This window comes from Aeromonas sp. QDB62, from assembly GCF_027705695.1.
Classification (GTDB): Bacteria; Pseudomonadota; Gammaproteobacteria; order Enterobacterales; family Aeromonadaceae; genus Aeromonas; species Aeromonas allosaccharophila.
This window is the reverse complement of sequence record NZ_JAPDCD010000002.1, coordinates 199,123-215,080: the sequence shown is the minus strand read 5'-3', so window position 1 is coordinate 215,080 and position 15,958 is coordinate 199,123. Positions and strand designations below refer to the sequence as shown.

The 15,958-nt window shown below is 60.6% G+C and carries 13 protein-coding genes; 4 read left to right on the top strand and 9 right to left on the bottom strand.

All coding sequences use genetic code 11. The features are described from left to right. Positions 1-204: 204 nt before the first annotated feature. The 3 genes from glgA to rsmC form a co-directional block, all read right to left on the bottom strand. Complete coding sequence (glgA, locus tag OKC27_RS02065; protein ID WP_042059551.1) at positions 205-1,665, bottom strand: glycogen synthase GlgA; 1,461 nt, start codon at positions 1,663-1,665, stop codon at positions 205-207. Beyond that, positions 1,655-2,872 carry a glucose-1-phosphate adenylyltransferase gene (gene glgC / locus OKC27_RS02060; RefSeq protein ID WP_270805904.1) on the bottom strand — a complete coding sequence of 406 codons (1,218 nt, stop codon included), beginning with the start codon at positions 2,870-2,872 and terminating at the stop codon, positions 1,655-1,657. Before glgC ends, glgA begins: the two co-directional genes overlap by 11 nt. Positions 2,873-3,022: 150 nt before the next feature. Continuing rightward, positions 3,023-4,051, bottom strand: a complete 1,029-nt coding sequence (rsmC, locus tag OKC27_RS02055; RefSeq protein ID WP_234663000.1) for a 16S rRNA (guanine(1207)-N(2))-methyltransferase RsmC — start codon at positions 4,049-4,051, stop codon at positions 3,023-3,025. A gap of 280 nt (positions 4,052-4,331) precedes the next feature. Here rsmC and dapA point away from each other — a divergent pair, with 280 nt between their 5' ends. Then, positions 4,332-5,204: a 4-hydroxy-tetrahydrodipicolinate synthase gene (gene dapA, locus OKC27_RS02050; protein ID WP_182938712.1), complete on the top strand. Its 873-nt coding sequence runs from the start codon at positions 4,332-4,334 to the stop codon at positions 5,202-5,204. Positions 5,205-5,282: 78 nt separating this feature from the next. Here dapA and OKC27_RS02045 read toward each other — a convergent pair whose 3' ends face one another. Next, the gene (locus tag OKC27_RS02045; RefSeq protein WP_182938713.1) at positions 5,283-6,251 is read right to left on the bottom strand and encodes a CYTH domain-containing protein; all 969 of its coding nucleotides are present in this window, start codon (positions 6,249-6,251) and stop codon (positions 5,283-5,285) included. Positions 6,252-6,420: 169 nt separating this feature from the next. Here OKC27_RS02045 and OKC27_RS02040 point away from each other — a divergent pair, with 169 nt between their 5' ends. Together OKC27_RS02040 and OKC27_RS02035 are read left to right on the top strand one after the other, a co-directional pair. Beyond that, on the top strand, positions 6,421-7,101 hold the full coding sequence (locus tag OKC27_RS02040; protein ID WP_042059563.1) for a TIGR00153 family protein: 681 nt from the start codon (positions 6,421-6,423) through the stop codon (positions 7,099-7,101). A gap of 25 nt (positions 7,102-7,126) precedes the next feature. Continuing rightward, complete coding sequence (locus OKC27_RS02035) at positions 7,127-8,392, top strand: inorganic phosphate transporter (RefSeq protein ID WP_042658053.1); 1,266 nt, start codon at positions 7,127-7,129, stop codon at positions 8,390-8,392. 91 nt (positions 8,393-8,483) lie between these two features. On the opposite strand, the gene OKC27_RS02030 is transcribed toward OKC27_RS02035, so the two are convergent. After that, positions 8,484-10,940 carry a bifunctional aspartate kinase/homoserine dehydrogenase II gene (locus tag OKC27_RS02030; RefSeq protein WP_182938714.1) on the bottom strand — a complete coding sequence of 819 codons (2,457 nt, stop codon included), beginning with the start codon at positions 10,938-10,940 and terminating at the stop codon, positions 8,484-8,486. Next, complete coding sequence (gene metB / locus OKC27_RS02025; RefSeq protein WP_182938715.1) at positions 10,940-12,112, bottom strand: cystathionine gamma-synthase; 1,173 nt, start codon at positions 12,110-12,112, stop codon at positions 10,940-10,942. The genes OKC27_RS02030 and metB overlap by 1 nt, the downstream gene beginning before the upstream one ends. 210 nt (positions 12,113-12,322) lie before the next feature. Between metB and metJ the strand changes: the two genes are divergently transcribed. Further along, the gene (metJ, locus tag OKC27_RS02020) at positions 12,323-12,646 is read left to right on the top strand and encodes a met regulon transcriptional regulator MetJ (protein WP_005343046.1); all 324 of its coding nucleotides are present in this window, start codon (positions 12,323-12,325) and stop codon (positions 12,644-12,646) included. Positions 12,647-12,721: 75 nt separating this feature from the next. Here the strand turns inward: metJ and OKC27_RS02015 are convergent, their stop codons facing one another. From OKC27_RS02015 to nudE, 3 genes are all read right to left on the bottom strand, one after another. Then, positions 12,722-13,993, bottom strand: a complete 1,272-nt coding sequence (locus tag OKC27_RS02015) for an aromatic amino acid transport family protein (protein ID WP_111805985.1) — start codon at positions 13,991-13,993, stop codon at positions 12,722-12,724. 437 nt (positions 13,994-14,430) lie between these two features. Continuing rightward, positions 14,431-15,243 (bottom strand): 3'(2'),5'-bisphosphate nucleotidase CysQ, encoded by an 813-nt coding sequence (gene cysQ / locus OKC27_RS02010; RefSeq protein WP_042053272.1) that lies wholly within the window; start codon positions 15,241-15,243, stop codon positions 14,431-14,433. A 37-nt stretch (positions 15,244-15,280) separates the two neighbouring features. Further along, positions 15,281-15,889, bottom strand: a complete 609-nt coding sequence (gene nudE, locus OKC27_RS02005; protein WP_270805903.1) for an ADP compounds hydrolase NudE — start codon at positions 15,887-15,889, stop codon at positions 15,281-15,283. Between the last annotated feature and the right edge of the window lie 69 nt (positions 15,890-15,958).

Sequence of the window (15,958 nt, the reverse complement as noted above, 5' to 3'; positions counted from 1 at the left end):
AGAGGGACTCGAACCCTCACATCCGTGGGACACTAACACCTGAAGCTAGCGCGTCTACCAATTCCGCCACCTTCGCATCACTGCGGAGGGGGATTCTATAGAGTTTTGGGGGAGCGTCAACAGCCAAAGGGGACTTTTTTCGCTGTTGACGCCCAAAGTGGCGCCAAGGGTACAAAACTTCAGCAATTAGCCGACGTTTGGTGCTCAGTAACGGCCCAATGCGCTCTGATACATCAGCTCATACTGGGTGACAGAGTCAGGCCAGTTGAAGCGGGTCTTCATGGCATTGTGCTGCACCTTGGCAAAACGCTCCTTGTCCTGCAGGAAATAGAGCAAGCTGCGGCGCATGGTATCGAGCAGGATGGCGGCCGTTGGATCGTTGAAGCAGAAACCGGTGGCCCGCTCGGGATCGGCATCCCAATCCACCACGGTATCTTTCAGACCCCCCACGGCGCGCACCAGCGGCAGGGTGCCGTAGGCGAGGCTGTACATCTGGTTGAGGCCGCAAGGCTCGAACAGTGAGGGCATCAGGAAGAAGTCGGCACCGGCTTCGACCAGATGAGCCAGCCGATCGTCATAGGTGTTGATGAAGGCGAGCTTGTCCGGATAATCCCGGGCCATGGTTTGCAGTTGCGTGGCGAGCGCAGGATCGCCAGAGCCGACGATCACCACTTGCACCTGATGGTGGAGGAATTTCTCCAGCGCAGGGAGCAGCAGAGGGACACCCTTCTGCTCGGTCAGGCGGCAAACCATGCCGTAGATCGGGAGATCTGCCACGGCCAGTCCCGCTTCCTGCTGCAGACTCTGCTTGCAGATCTGTTTGCCAGCCATGTTGTCGATGCTGTAGGTCGCAGGCAGGAACTCGTCGAACTCAGGATCCCAGTCCTTGTAGTCGCAGCCGTTGAGGATGCCGCAGAGATCGGCCGCCCGCTGCTGGAAGATGCTGGCCATGCCGTGGGCGCCGAGGTGAGTCAGCAGCTCCTGGGCATAGTTGGGGCTAACCGCATTGATCTTGTCGGCGTAGAGCACCCCGCATTTGAGCAGATTGACGTGGCCGTAGTCGTAGTTGATGCGGCGTTCGTAATCGGCGATCTCGGGCATGGCCCAGAACTGCTCGCGGCCAAACACTCCCTGAAACGCCGCGTTGTGAATACTGATCACGCTGCGGGTCTGCTGGAAGAAGGGGTTCTGAGCATGGCGGGTTTTCAGCAGCAGCGGCAGCAGGCCGGTGTGCCAGTCGTTGCAGTGGACGATGTCCGGGGCGAAGCCGAGCTGCTCGCAGGCATGGAGGGCTGCCGCCGAGAAGAAGGCAAAGCGCTCGCCGTTATCCGGATAGGCCTGATTGTTCTCGGCGTAGAGCTGGGGACGATCGAAATATTGCGGGCAGTCGAGCAGATAGACGCAGACGCCATCCAGCTCCATCTGGTAAATGCGATAACCGATATCCGGCAGCCCCGGATGGGTTGGAAGCCAGCGGGACGCGACCAGTTTGGCCTCATCCCGTCGCTTTATCGTCTTGTAGAAGGGCAGCATGATCCTGACATCATGTCCCTTCTGGGCCAGGTACATCGGCAGGGCTCTGGCAACGTCTGCCAGGCCCCCGGTCTTGACCAGCCCCTCAACTTCCGAGGCAACAAACAGGATTTTCAGTGGGTTAATAGCCAACTCTTGCTCCCTTAGGTACCACCACGATACCGCCTTCGGATACGGTAAATCGCTCTCTATCGTGGTCGAGATTTTCACCGATAACGGTGGCGGGCGCAATTTCAACGTTTTTATCTATGATCGCGCGCCGGATGGAGCACCCTTCACCAATCTTCACATCCCCCAGCAGCACGGATTCACTGATGTGGCTGCAGGGGCCGATATTGCAGCGGAAACCGAGAATGGAGCGCTGGATCTGGCTGCCCTGAATGAAGCAACCGGCGGAGATCAGGGAGTTGGCGATCTTCACCTTGCACTCGTCGCTGTCGATGAAAGTGGCGGGCGGCAGCGCCGGATAGTGGGTGTGTAGCGGCCACTTGCGGTTATAGAGGGAGAAGGGGGGATTGTCGGCTACCAAATCCATGTGCGCCTGCCAGTAGGAGTCCAGAGTCCCCACATCCCGCCAGTAGACGCTCGGTCTTTCACCGGGAATGACGTTGGTGCTGTAGTCGTAGACATAGACGGGGGCGCGCGGGTAGAGGCTCGGGATCACATCCTTGCCAAAATCGTGGCTGGAGTTCTCCTCGGCGGCATCCCGCTTCAGCTCGCGGCAGAGGGCATCGGTCTCGAAGATGTAGTTGCCCATGGAGACCAGCGCCTGTGTCGGATCGCCGGGGATGTGCTTGGGCTGTTTCGGCTTTTCCTGAAAACCGATCATCCGTCCTTCGGTATCCACCTCGATCACCCCGAATGCACTGGCCTCTTCGATGGGCATGCGCAGGGCGGCGACCGTCATGGCGGCGTTCTTCTGCTTATGGAAGGTGACCATCTGGCTCACATCCATCTTGTAGATGTGGTCGGAGCCGAAGATGCAGACGTGATCCGGTTCGGCCCGCTCGATAAAGCCGAGGTTCTGGTAGATGGCGTCGGCGGTACCGTCATACCAGCGTTTGCCCATCCGCATCTGGGCCGGGATGGGGTCGATGAAGCGGTCGGTGATGCCGACGATATTCCAGCCCTTCTTCATGTGCAGATAGAGGGATTGGGATTTGAATTGGGTCAGTACATAGATGCGCAGAAAGTCTGCGTTGACGAAGTTGTTGAGGACAAAGTCGATCAGCCGGTAGCTGCCCCCGAAGGGGACGGAAGGCTTGCTGCGGGTGGTGGTCAGAGGCTGCAGGCGAGTACCTTCGCCACCAGCCAGGATCATGGTCAAAATGCCTGCCATCGTATTTCTCTCCCTGAATGAACCACATGAAAAGGTTTTCAACATCCGGTATAAAAACACCCCTTAAGGGGTGTTTTTATAGTGCTCTTAGTACCTTATCAGATCCCGTATGGCGCTCTCTAGCTGTTTTATTGTGCGGCTTACACTTATTTACACTTTGCTCAGATAGACCTTGAATTTGGCATCACTGCTGATCACTTCAGTCCGTTTGAAGTGTGTCTCCAGTATAGGCTGGTAGCGCAAGAAGGCGTTGGCAACAATGGTCAGCGAGCCAGTTGGCAGCAAAAATTCCGGCGCCCTGGCCAGGAACTGCTCGGTCGCCGCATAGAAGGTTTTGAGACCCGCATGGAATGGCGGGTTGGAGACGATGTGCTGGAAACGGGTGGAGACATCGGAATAGACATCGGAAGGGTAAACCTTGCCCTCTAACCCATTGATCGCCAGGGTGCGGCGGCTCGACTCCAGCGCCAGCGCACTGATATCCACCATGTTGACCTTGAGATCCGGATTGCGCTTGGCCAGCACAGATCCAATCACCCCGGCGCCGCAGCCAAAATCGAGCAGATCGCCCTTCATCGGTGGCACTGCGGCCAGCAGCATCTGGGTGCCGAGATCCAGCTCGGCGGCGCTGAAGACGCCGGGCAGTGCCAGCACGGTCAGTTCGGTATCACCGGCCTTGCATTGGTAGCGGCCAAACCAGCTATCCAGCTCGAACGGTGCGACCGGTTTGCTCAGTTCGCCGTGATAGAGGGAGCAGCGGCGCGCCGAGTCACGTTTGACTGGCTTCTCGCCATAAGGGGCCAGCAGCTTGTCGGCGCCATTGATGCCGCCGCGGTTGTCACCGGCCAGGAACAGGTCGGCACCCGCCTCCAGCAAGGGAGTCATCATGGCCAGCAGATATTGCGCCTCGGCCTTGGCCTTGGGCATCAGCAGTAGCAGGGCATCGAAGCGGGGGGCGCCAGCGAGCTGGTGGTCGAACAGGATGGCCTCGCCGAGGGCGGCCTGCTGGCTGCGGTAGTAGCAGTAATCGGTGGTAAAGACGGTCAGGGTCTGGGCCAGGGTCGCCAGCTGGCGGGGGTAGTCATCCTCCAGCGCGCCACAGACAAGTAGCCGCTTGCCGACAAAGAGGGCTTGGTTTCGTTCCAGCATCTGGCTGACGGCACTGATAGGGCTGCTCATCGGGTCTCTCCACGCAATTTTGGGCGGCCATTATACATAGCCCCTTTCGCCTTGACATTTATGCCGTGTTCCCGAAATATGCCCAGACACCATTTTTTGACCAGAGATGACGAAATGCGGTTCAACGGGTTGAAACGAAAGCACAAAAAAAGCCTGAAATTCGGGCCTGCCGACGTTCGCGCGTAACCTCTCATCCCTGAGAAGCTTCAAACCCCGGTTGCGCACATCGTACCGGGGTTTTTTATTGCCATATGCGCGTCATTTAGGAGAAGGAGATCCCATGTTTCAAGGTTCAATCGTTGCGTTGATCACCCCGTTTCGACAGGGAAAGCTGGATGAAGAGGCGCTGCTGCGTCTGGTGGAGTGGCATATCGAGCAGGGCACCCACGGCATTGTGCCGGTCGGTACCACGGGTGAAAGCCCGACCCTGACCCATGACGAGCACTGCCGGGTGGTGGAGCTGGTGGTCAAGCAGGTGGCGGGGCGCGTGCCGGTGATTGCCGGGGCCGGTTCCAACAACCCGGTCGAGGCCATCGAGTACACCCTCCATGCCGAGCGGGTCGGCGCCGATGCCACCCTGCATGTGGCCGGTTACTACAACCGTCCCAATCAGGAGGGGCTCTACCACCACTTCAAGGCCGTCCACGACGCCACCGCCAAGCCGATCATCGTCTACAACATTCCGCCGCGCGCCATTGTCGACGTGCAACCGGCGACCCTGGCCCGTCTGGCCGAACTGCCGCGCATTGCCGGGGTGAAAGATGCCACCGGCGATCTGGCTCGTCCCTGGACCGAGCGCCAGCTGATCAAAAAGCCCTTCGCCTGGCTCTCCGGTGAAGATGCCACCGCCGTCGCCTACAACATCGGCGGCGGTCAGGGCTGTATCTCGGTGACCGCCAACGTAGCCCCCAAGCTGGTGGCCGAGGTGCAGAACCTCACGCTGGCGGGCAAGTGGCAAGCCGCGCGTGAACTGCAAGACCAGCTCATTCCGCTTCATCAGGCGATGTTTGCCGAGCCGAGCCCGGCCGGTGCCAAATATGCCGCTTCCCTGCTCGGTTTCTGTAGCGAGGAGTGCCGCTTGCCGGTGATGCCGCTGTCGGACGCAACCCGCGAGCGCATTCGCAGCGCCATGCAGCAGCTCAACCTGCTGTAATGCAAAACGGGTGAGCCAAGGCTCACCCGTTTTGTTTCTGGTCTTTAGTTCCGACCTTGGGTTCCTACATAGCCCCGCTCAGGCGGTGTGATGCAGCCAGGCTGCGATGGCCAGCTGCAACTCGACATACGCCGGATAGAGGAAGAGATCGGCCAGCTTGGCAGGCCACTCGTCATGCTCGCCCGATTGGGCTTGCAGATGTGCGTGCAGGCTGGTCAGAGCTGGCAGCCAGGGCGCGGCTTGTGGCAGCGTGGCCGCACTGCGGGCGACCAGATCGATCCCCTGACACAGGGCCGCGAGTGCCTGCCGTTGAACGTCTTCATCCTGCGGATGCTCCAGCCAGAGCTGCTCGTGATGTTGCCAGTGGCGCAGCCCCTCGCTTACCCCCGTTATGCCATCCATACCTTCATGCTCGACCAGCGCTTGCAGGGCCAGCGGTTTGCCAAGGCCTGCCAGTCGATAGCCGCGCTGGGCTTTGGATTGGGCGCCGAGGCGCAACCCGCCGAGCTTGGCGAGGCGCAGGGCCAGTGCAAACAGGGCTGTGGTGGCGCCGGACTTGAGCTCCAGTTCCAGTTCGTTGATGGTGGTGCGGCCCTGACTGCCGACTATTTCTCCCTGATCCCAGGCCAGCTCAATCTCGGCGTTCTCGAAGGCGATCAACCAGTGGCGACGCAGGAAGTCGGTGCGAAACTGGGCGACCAGCTGCTGCTGGATACAGTCGCGCTCGGTCAGGGTCGGCCAAATCTCATCGGGAAAGGACGAGAGAGTCGGCAGATCGCCGCTGACGGGGGCGTTGTACTCGGGTCTGGCGTGCAGGCCGCCCACTACCTGGCCGCGGCATTTGATGGTCTGTTCGGCGAAGGCATCGCAGCGGCGGATCCGCAACCCCATCTCCAGCTGGCGCAGGGCAAGGGTCGGCGTATCGAAATAGACGTTGCCGAGCTGCTGTCGGGACGATTCCTTAATTTCAAGAGAATTCAGCAGGTTGGATAACGCGGTTTGAATGTCGCTGGCGACAAAAAACTTTATCTCGATCTCAGTTTGCATAGTCATTCCGGGCTGGCAGGCAACTTTGGGGGGCAGGATTCGGGTCGCGGGGATATAATGCCCGCGATACAACCAGATTAATTCGCGGTTTAATTGAGTGCGCAGTTCGGTTATCCTGCGCGCCTCATAAAATCGTATCGAGTGTTTTTTCACCGACACAGGTTTGGCCATGCCAGTAAATACTATTTTGGGGCTTTTTGCCAAGTCCCCCATCAAGCCGCTGCAGAAGCATATCGTCAAGGTTCACCAGTGCTCCCAGCAGTTGGTTCCTTTCTTTGATGCCGTTGCCGAAGACCGTTGGGAAGATGCCGAGCAGATCCGGCAGCAGATTGCCCAGCTGGAGAAAGAGGCGGACATCCTCAAGCGTGAAATTCGTCTGAAACTGCCTCGTGGCCTGTTTCTGCCGGTTGCGCGTACCGACCTGCTGGAGCTGTTGACCCAGCAAGACAAGATTGCCAACCGTGCCAAGGATATCTCCGGCCGCATGCTTGGCCGTCGCATGGAGTTCCCCTCAGAAATGCGGGCGGATTTCATGGCTTACCTCAAACGTTGTATTGATGCGACCGCTCAGGCCGAGAAAGCGATCGGGGAGCTCGACGAGCTGCTCGAGACCGGCTTCAAAGGACGGGAAGTGGAAATGGTTGCCGAGATGATCCACCAGCTGGATCTGATCGAGGACGATACAGACACCATGCAGATCGGTCTGCGCCAACAGCTGCAAGCGGTTGAGCAGAAGTACAATCCGATTGATGTGATGTTCCTTTACAAGATCCTCGAATGGGTAGGTGACCTGGCAGATCAGGCCGAGCGTGTAGGCGCCCGTCTGGAACTGATGCTGGCTCGTTCGTAATCGACTGACTGGGTAAACACTATTAATGGACATTATCGCGAATTACGGCACCACTCTGGTGCTCGTGGCGGCCTTGTTCGGCTTTTTGATGGCCTGGGGCATTGGCGCGAATGACGTTGCCAACGCCATGGGCACATCGGTCGGCACCAAATCCCTGACCATCCGTCAGGCGATCATCATTGCCATGATCTTCGAGTTTGCCGGTGCCTATCTGGCCGGTGGCGAAGTGACGGCCACCATCCGTAACGGCATCATCGACAGCAATGCGTTTGTCGACAGCCCGGATCTGCTGGTGCTCGGTATGATCGCCTCCCTGCTGGCGGCGGGCGCCTGGTTGATCCTGGCCTCCTACTTCGGCTGGCCGGTCTCGACCACTCACTCCATCATCGGCGCCATCGTCGGTTTTGCGGTAGTGAGCATTGGCCCGGAAGCGGTGCAGTGGAGCAAGTTCGGCGGCATCGTCGGCTCCTGGGTCATCACCCCGGCCATCTCCGGTGTCATCGCCTACTTCATGTTCATCAGCGTGCAGAAGCTTATCTTCAACACTGATGATCCCCTGAACAATGCCAAGCGCTATGTGCCGTTCTACATGTTCCTGACTGCGCTGGTGATCTGTCTGGTGACCATCAAGAAGGGGCTGACCCACGTTGGTCTGCACCTGACCGATGGCGAGGGCATTCTGCTCTCCGTTGCCATCTCCATCGCAGTGGCCTTTGCCGGCTGGATCTACATTCGCGGTCAGAAGTACAACCCGCAGGATGACAGCAAGATGCACTTCGCCAACGTGGAGAAGGTGTTCGGCATCCTGATGGTGATCACTGCCTGTGCCATGGCTTTTGCCCACGGCTCCAACGACGTGGCCAACGCCATTGGCCCGCTCTCTGCGGTGGCCTCTATCGTGGCTTCCGGTGGCGAGATCGGCGGCAGCTCCCACATCGCCTGGTGGATCCTGCCGCTGGGCGGTATCGGTATCGTGATCGGTCTGGCGACCATGGGCGAGAAGGTGATGGCAACGGTCGGTACCGGCATCACTCACCTGACCCCGAGCCGTGGTTTCGCCGCCCAGCTGGCGACTGCCGCGACCGTGGTGATTGCCTCCGGCACAGGTCTGCCCATCTCTACCACCCAGACCCTGGTCGGTGCGGTGATGGGGGTCGGTCTGGCGCGCGGTATTGCGGCGCTGAATCTGGGTGTTCTGCGCAACATCGTGGTCTCCTGGGTCATCACTCTGCCGGCCGGCGCCATTCTGGCCATCGTCATCTTCTACGTGCTGCAGGCCTGCTTCTCCTAATCGAAGCGCCATTCAGCAAAAAGCCCGAGTCATCGACTCGGGCTTTTTTATTGTGCGCGGGAGCTGAGCTGCTCCCTTTGCATTATCTGCCTTAGAGGCTGGCGCAGATCTGCCACAGATCGTACTGGATAGCTGCTGCGGTCACTTCGCGACCCGCCCCCGGTCCCTGGATCACCAGCGGGTTGGTGCGGTAGCTGTCGCTCTCGATGGCGAAGATGTTGTCGCAGGGCAAGAGGTTGGCGAACGGGTGGTGGGGCTCCAGCGCCTCCAGTCCGACCCGCGCCTTGCCGTCATGTTCAAAACGGGCCACGTAGCGCAGCACCTTGCCAAGCCGCCTGGCCCCTTCGAAGGCGGTCTGGATCGGGCCATCCAGCTCTTTCAGCCGGTCCATGAACTGATCGGCGGTCACCTTGCGCAGCGGGACGGGCACCAGATTCTCCAGCTCGATATCGGCGGAGTCGAGTTCGAAGCCCGCTTCCCGCGCCAGAATGAGCAGCTTGCGGCGCACATCCTGACCGGAGAGATCTTCGCGGGGATCCGGCTCGGTCAGGCCGTGCTGCCACGCCTCATCCACCAGCTCGGAGAAGGGGCGGGTGCCGTCATACTGCTGGAACAGCCAGGAGAGGGTGCCGGAGAAAATACCCGAGACCCCCTGAATGCGGTCGCCGCTCTGGCGCAGCATCTGGATGCTGGACTGGATCGGCAGACCGGCGCCCACGGTGGCGTTGTAGCGCCACTGCACCTGATGGTCGCGGCAGGTTTGCTTGATGCGCTGGTAGAACTCGCTGTCGGCGGCACCGGCAAACTTGTTGGCGGCGATGATGTGAATGCCGAGCTGGGCAAAGTCCGGGTAGTAGCGGCTCACCGTCTCGCTGGCGGTCATGTCCAGCGCAATCAGCGCATCGAAGCCGTGCTGCTCAAGCTGGGAGAGCAACTCCGGCCAGATCAGCGGTTTGGGGTTGAAGTTGTCCTGTATCTTGAGGGGGTTGAGCCCCTCTTCATCCAGCAGGCCCCCTTCCGAGCTGAACACCCCGTAGAGGGTGAGTGCCAGATTGAGTTCATGCTCGAGCCGTGACTTTTCCCGGGCGTAGAGGCTCAGCCAGTGGCCGCCGATATTGCCCTTGCCGAACAGCACCAGACCGACCCGGGTCGGGCGGCTGAACAGGGCGCTGTGCAGGGCGATCAGCAGCGGCTCCAGCACCACCTGACGCAGCACGGCCACCAGACTCAGGCCATCTCGGGCCACCTGGACAAACTCCAGCGGCTGATCTGCCAGCAGCTGATAGAAGCGGTGACACTGCTCGGCGTTGTCGGTGACACCGGCCCCCACCAGCGCCACCAGACTGTACCCCTCTTTCTGGATCAGGCCGGTGAAGCTCCCTTGCAACTGGAAGTCGCGCAGCAGCTCGAAAGCGCCCTGTGCCACTTCCAGGGTGTAGGCGAGGCGCAGGATCCGGCGATCAGGCTGGCGTTGCAGGGTGAGCGGGTTCAGGCGGTGGCGGGCGAGATAAGCCTCGATGGTGGCCACGGTTTGCTCGTAGTTGGTCTGCGGCAGCACTTTCAGCTCGATCAGGGCAATCTGATCCACCGAGGAGACGATGCGGGCGCCGCCGGAGCGCGGCGCACGACGCAGAATATGGGTACAGCCCTCATCCGGGTTGTAGCTGCAGCGCAAGGTGAGGCGCTGGCGGCTGTCAGCCACCGGTTGCAGGGTGCGTGAGTGCAATACCGATGAGCCAAGGCGGGCCAGCTCGTTCGCTTCGGCGAGGCTCAGGCGCTCCAGCAGGCGCGCCTCCTTCACCCGGCGCGGGTCGGCGCTGTAGACACCTGCCACGTCGCTCCAGATGGTGGTGGATTCGCCGTCCGCCAGCAGCGCCAACAGGCTGGCGCTGTAGTCGGAGCCATTGCGACCGAGCAGCAGGGAGCGCCCCTCCATGTCGGCGGCAATAAAGCCGGTTACCACAATGCGCCCAGCATGTTCGGCCAGCCGCGCCTTGAGCAGCTCGCTGGAAAGCGCAGTATCCACCTTGACCAGGGCACCATCCTCGGCGCGCAGGAAGCTGCGGGCATCCAGCCAGATGGCCTTGTCGCCGCGGCTGGTGAGCAGGGCCGCCAGCAGGCGCGCCGACCACACCTCGCCAAAGGCGAGCAGGCCGTTGCGGGCGAAGCGGTCAAACTGCCCCTCCAGCGTCTTGGCGATCAGCTGCATGTCGTCGGCCAGCTGCTTGCTCAGGTCGAGCTGCAGTTCACCTTCCAGCAGGCCGTCGATCAGGCTCTGTTGATAGGCCTGCAGGGCCGAGATGGCCTCGCCAGCGGCTTCATCTCCGGCTTCGGCCAGCTCCACCAGCTGGATCAGCCGGTTGGTAGTCTTGCCGGCGGCGGAGACCACGATCAGTTCATCCCCGCCCACCTGTTGTTCAACGATACTGGCGACCCGGCGATAACAGACCGGATCCGCCAGACTGCTGCCACCAAACTTGTGGACGTGACGTCGCTTCAATCCTGCTTCTGCTGCCACCGCGATCTCTCCTTGTTGCTGCTGTTCCATTACTTCGCTACCTGTTCTGCCTGCTGCGCCTGTTCAAAAGCCTGAGCCAGATCGGCCACCAGGTCTTCACCGTGTTCAATACCGACCGACAACCGCAGCAGCTGGGCGCTGATGCCTGCCGCCTGCTGCGCTGCCGGGGTCATGGCCCTGTGGGTCATGCTGGCCGGATGGGCCACCAGACTCTCCACCCCGCCGAGGGACTCGGCCACCGAGAAGAGGGTGAGGGCCGCGAAGAAGGCGCGGATGCCTGCCTCGCTGCAATCGAGTTCAAAACTTAGCATGGCGCCGAAGCCGGACTGTTGACGGCGCGCAATATCGTGGCCCGGATGGCTCGGCAGGCTGGGGTGATAGATGCGTTTTACCAGCGGCTGCTGTTGCAGGAAGGCGAGGATGCGATCGGTGTTCTCCTGATGGGTGCGCAATCTGGGGGCCAGAGTGCGCAGACCGCGCAGGGTGAGGTAGGAGTCGAACGCCCCGGAGGTGAGCCCCAGACAGTTGGCCCACCACACCAGGGATTCGGCCTGCGCGGCCTCTTTGGCAATCGCCACCCCGCCCACCACGTCTGAGTGGCCGTTGATGTACTTGGTGGTGGAGTGCACCACCACATCGGCACCGAGGGCCAGCGGCTGTTGCAACAGGGGGGAGAGGAAGGTGTTGTCCACTACAACTTGCGCACCCACCTCGTGGGCGGCGCTGGCGATGGCGCTGATATCCACCACCCGCAGTAGCGGGTTGGAGGGGGTCTCGACCCACACCAGTGTCGGCTTTTGTGCCAGTGCGGCGGCCAGTGCGGCCTCGTCACCCTGATCGACAAACTGCACCCGGTAGTGGCCCTTGGCCGCCAGATACTCGAACAGACGCCAGGTGCCGCCGTAGCAGTCGTGGGGGGCGATCAGCAGATCCCCCGCCTTGAGCAGTGCTGTGGTGACCAGATGGACGGCACCCATGCCGGTGCCGGTGACCACGGCGCCTGCGCCCCCTTCCAGTGCCGCCAGCGCGTCCGCCAGATTGGTGCGGGTCGGATTGCCGGAGCGGGCATAATCGTATTGACGGGGCTCGCCAAAGTCGGCAAAGGTGTAGTTGCTGGAGAGATAGATGGGGGGCACCACGGCACCGTGTTGCTGGTCTGTCTCAATCCCGGTGCGAACCGCCAGGGTGGCCTTGTGGGTCATGTCACTCTCTCCTTGAACTGTCTCTGGGCGATGGCTGCGTTGCCTGCGCCACGGCGATCCTGCCATTACTGGCCTATGGTGAACCACCTTACGCCAGCACAAAAAAGCCGTCAACACCTCCAGACGTCTAAATGGCTTTGCTGTTGGATTGCCATTAATTTCCTTAAGGGTTAAAATCCGCGCTCACGGCTAAATGAGAACAGGTGAGTCATGGGAACAGAGTGGAACGGCGACTACGTCAGCCCCTACGCGGAACACGGTAAGAAGAGCGAACAGGTCAAGAAGATTACCGTCTCGATCCCGCTCAAGGTGTTGAAAGTGTTGACCGATGAGCGCACCCGCCGTCAGGTGAACAACCTGCGTCATGCGACCAACAGCGAGCTGCTCTGTGAAGCCTTCCTGCACGCTTTCACCGGCCAGCCGCTCCCTTGCGACGAAGACTTGCGCAAGGATCATCCGGACAGCGTCCCTGCCGAAGCGCGCGCCATCATGGAAGCGCTGGGCAAAGAGATCGAAGATTTCGACAAAGAGTAAGCGATTTGCCATGCACAAGAGGCGACCTTAGGGTCGCCTCTTGTCGTTTCAGCAGCCCCGTTCGCGGGGTGGTGCTTATTTCAGCAGGCTGAAGATCAGCGCCGATACCGCCAGCGAACCGGTCAGCAGGATAAAGCCGTTGGTCCAGCCGTGACGGAAGCGGGCCAGCGCCTCCACCTTGTAGATCGCAATCACCGGCATGATGAACAGGATCATGGCGATGACCGGGCCGGAGAGGGTCTCCATCAGCCCCAGAATGCCCGGGTTGATCACGGCGGCACCCCAGATGGCGAAGAACATCAGGGCGATGCCCAGCTTGTCCGCCTTGGCCAGCGGCAGGCCGGTGGGCTTGGCGATCAGGCTTTTCAGGCTTTCGCGGGCACCGAGGAAGTGGCCGAGGAAGGAGGAGCTGATGGCGATAAAGGCGATCAGCGGCCCCAGAGTCACGATCACCGGGTTGTCGGTGATGTTGGCGAGATAGGAGAGCACCGAGACGTTCTGGGTTTTGGCTTCAGCCAGCTGTGCCGGCGAGAGGCTCAGCACGCAGGAGAAGACGAAGAACAGCACGAAGCCCACCAGCATCACTGTGGTGTTGCGCAGGATCAGGCCGCTCTTGGCTTCGGCTTGCTCGCCATATTCACGGCGCTGCACGTTGGCAAAGCCGGAGATGGCGGCGGCGTGGCTGAAGGCGAACACGGTGACCGGCAGCGCCAGCCAGACGGTATTGAGGAAGCTGACCCCTTCAAACGCGGTCACTTCCGGCCACTGCCACTGGGGAATGAGGTAGCAGGAGAGCGCCGCCAGAATGGCCGCCAGCGGATAGACCATAAAGGCGAAGGCGCGCAGCATCGCTTTCTCACCCGCCAGCATCACGGCGATCATGGCGAACACCAGCACGCCGGAGAGCATCACCCGATCCGGAGCCGCCATGCCGAGCTGGTTGACCATAAAGCTCTCCACCGTGTTGGTCAGTCCGACCCCGTAGATGAGCAGGATCGGGAAGATGGAGAGGAAGTAGAGCGCTGAGATGAGGCGACCGGCCATCTTGCCGAAATGCTCCTCCGCCACTTCAGTGAAGTCGGCGTGGGGACGTGAAGAGGAGAGCACGAAGCGCGCCAGCCCGCGGTGGGCGAGGAAGGTCATGGGGCCTGCCAGTACCGCGACGATGACGAGGGGCCAGATCCCGCCCAGACCCAGGTTGATGGGCAGGAACAGGATGCCAGCGCCAACGGCGGTACCAAACAGACTGATAACCCAGTGGGTGTCGTGACGGCGCCAGCGGGTGGTGCTGGCCGTGGTGGAGCAGGAACCGGATAGCTCCTTGGTAGCCTCTACAGATAAACTCATTACTAATTCACTTTTTGTCAGTGTTTTAATCTGAGTTCATTGTGGTTTATCGGGATTTAATTCTCAAAAAGCGAGACTGAAACATATCACTGCCATTGCAGGCTTTAGCCAGTGAGATTGGGAATGGAATCTGGATCACGGAATTCAACAAAACTAAAACTCATCTATTTTGCAAAATATAAAACCAAAATTTGATCTGGTCTCATTTTTTTATTTTGGCTAATTAGGTGTTTTCAGGATTACATGAAAAATAGCACCATTTCTCACCGCCTGGTTGTGATGTTTCACTATCATTTCGCTGCTTTGCCAGCGTATCACGCTGTTCAAAAGCGCCTTGGGTAGCGGATCACACCGGCCATCACCCCGGACCACGACTCTGAAAAAGCAGGCGGCCATCGGGCCGCCTGCTTGTCTGGTGTGATGATAGCTCTATCCGCCTAGTGGGCTAGAATGCTGCCCCAGGCGAGATCCGGATCCCCCATCACGATAAAGTCCGGGTTCTCCAGCGACTCGGTTTCGTTGTAACTGAGCGGCTGCAACGCCAGGCTGAGGATGCGGCCACCGGCTGCCTCGACGATGCACTGGGCGGCGGCGGTATCCCACTCGCCGGTGGGGCCGAGCCGCACGTAGCAATCGGCTGCCCCTTCCGCCACCAGACAGGATTTGAGGGAGCTGGAGCCGAGCGGGATCAGTTCGTAGTTGATGGCCGGGTTGAGGCGGCGGGTGAGGTTCTCCAGCTTCTGGCGGCGGCTGATGGCCACCACCAGCGAGTCGGGCTGGTCATGCTCGTGGTGCATGGCGCTGATGGGCAGCACCTCGCCATTCACCTCCTTGAAGGCGCCGTAGCCGCGCACCGCCCAGTAGAGCACGTTGGACTCGGGAGCATAGATGACCCCGAGCACCGGCACATTGTCCCGCACCAGGGCGATCAGGGTGGCGAAGTCGCCGCTACCCGCGATAAATTCGCCGGTGCCGTCGAGGGGATCCACCAGCCAGTATTGCCGCCAGTTGGATCGCTGGCTGAAGGGGATGTCGGCCGCCTCTTCGGTCAGCACCGGCACATGGGGGGTGAGCGCCGAGAGCGCCTGTTTGAGGTAGGCATCGGCAGCAAGATCGGCACTGGTGACCGGGGTCGCATCCTCCTTCAGCTGACGCTCGAACTGACCGCCGTGATAGATGTCGTGAAGGATCCTTCCGGCTTCGCGGGCAATCTCCTTGACCCCCGGCACCCAGGCCAACAACTCCTGCATCTCGTTATCCTCTGTCTGTTAACTGCCCGTCTGCGGGCTACTCTGCTTGCTCCGCCAGCCACTTCTGGGCCAAGAGCAGGGCACTGATGCTGCGCGACTCGGTGAAGTCGGGTCGTGCCAGCAATTCGTCGATCCGGTTGAGGGGCCAGGGGATCACCTCGAGGGGCTCAGGCTCGTCGCCGATCCGTTGCTCGGGGAAGAGATCCTGGGCCAGCAGGATATCCATCCGGCTGGAGAAGTAACCGGGCGCCAGCGACACCTGCTTGAGCAGGGTCAGGTTATTGGCGCCAAAGCCCGCTTCTTCCATCAGCTCCCTGTTGCCCGCCTCGAAGGCATTCTCGCCCGGGTCGATCAGCCCCTTGGGGAAGCCCAGCTCGTAGGAGTGGGTGCCCGCGGCGTATTCGCGCACCAGCAGCAGGGTGTGGGCATCGAACAGCGGTACCACCATGACGGCGCCACGATTGCCGCCACGCATCCGCTCGTAAACCCGCTCTTCGCCGTTGGAGAATTTGAGGTGTAGCGATTCCACCTTGAACAGTCGGCTCTCGGCGACGATATCGGCCTTGAGGATCTCCGGCTTGCTCTTGGGGTGATCCAGTTGGTCGGCTGAGATGTGCTCGGGTTTGCTCTTGTGGGGGTCGCTCATCGGACGCTGGCTGCTCGTTAAAAAATCGTGCTTCAAGAGTAAACGACTCTCACACCGAACACCACGGGC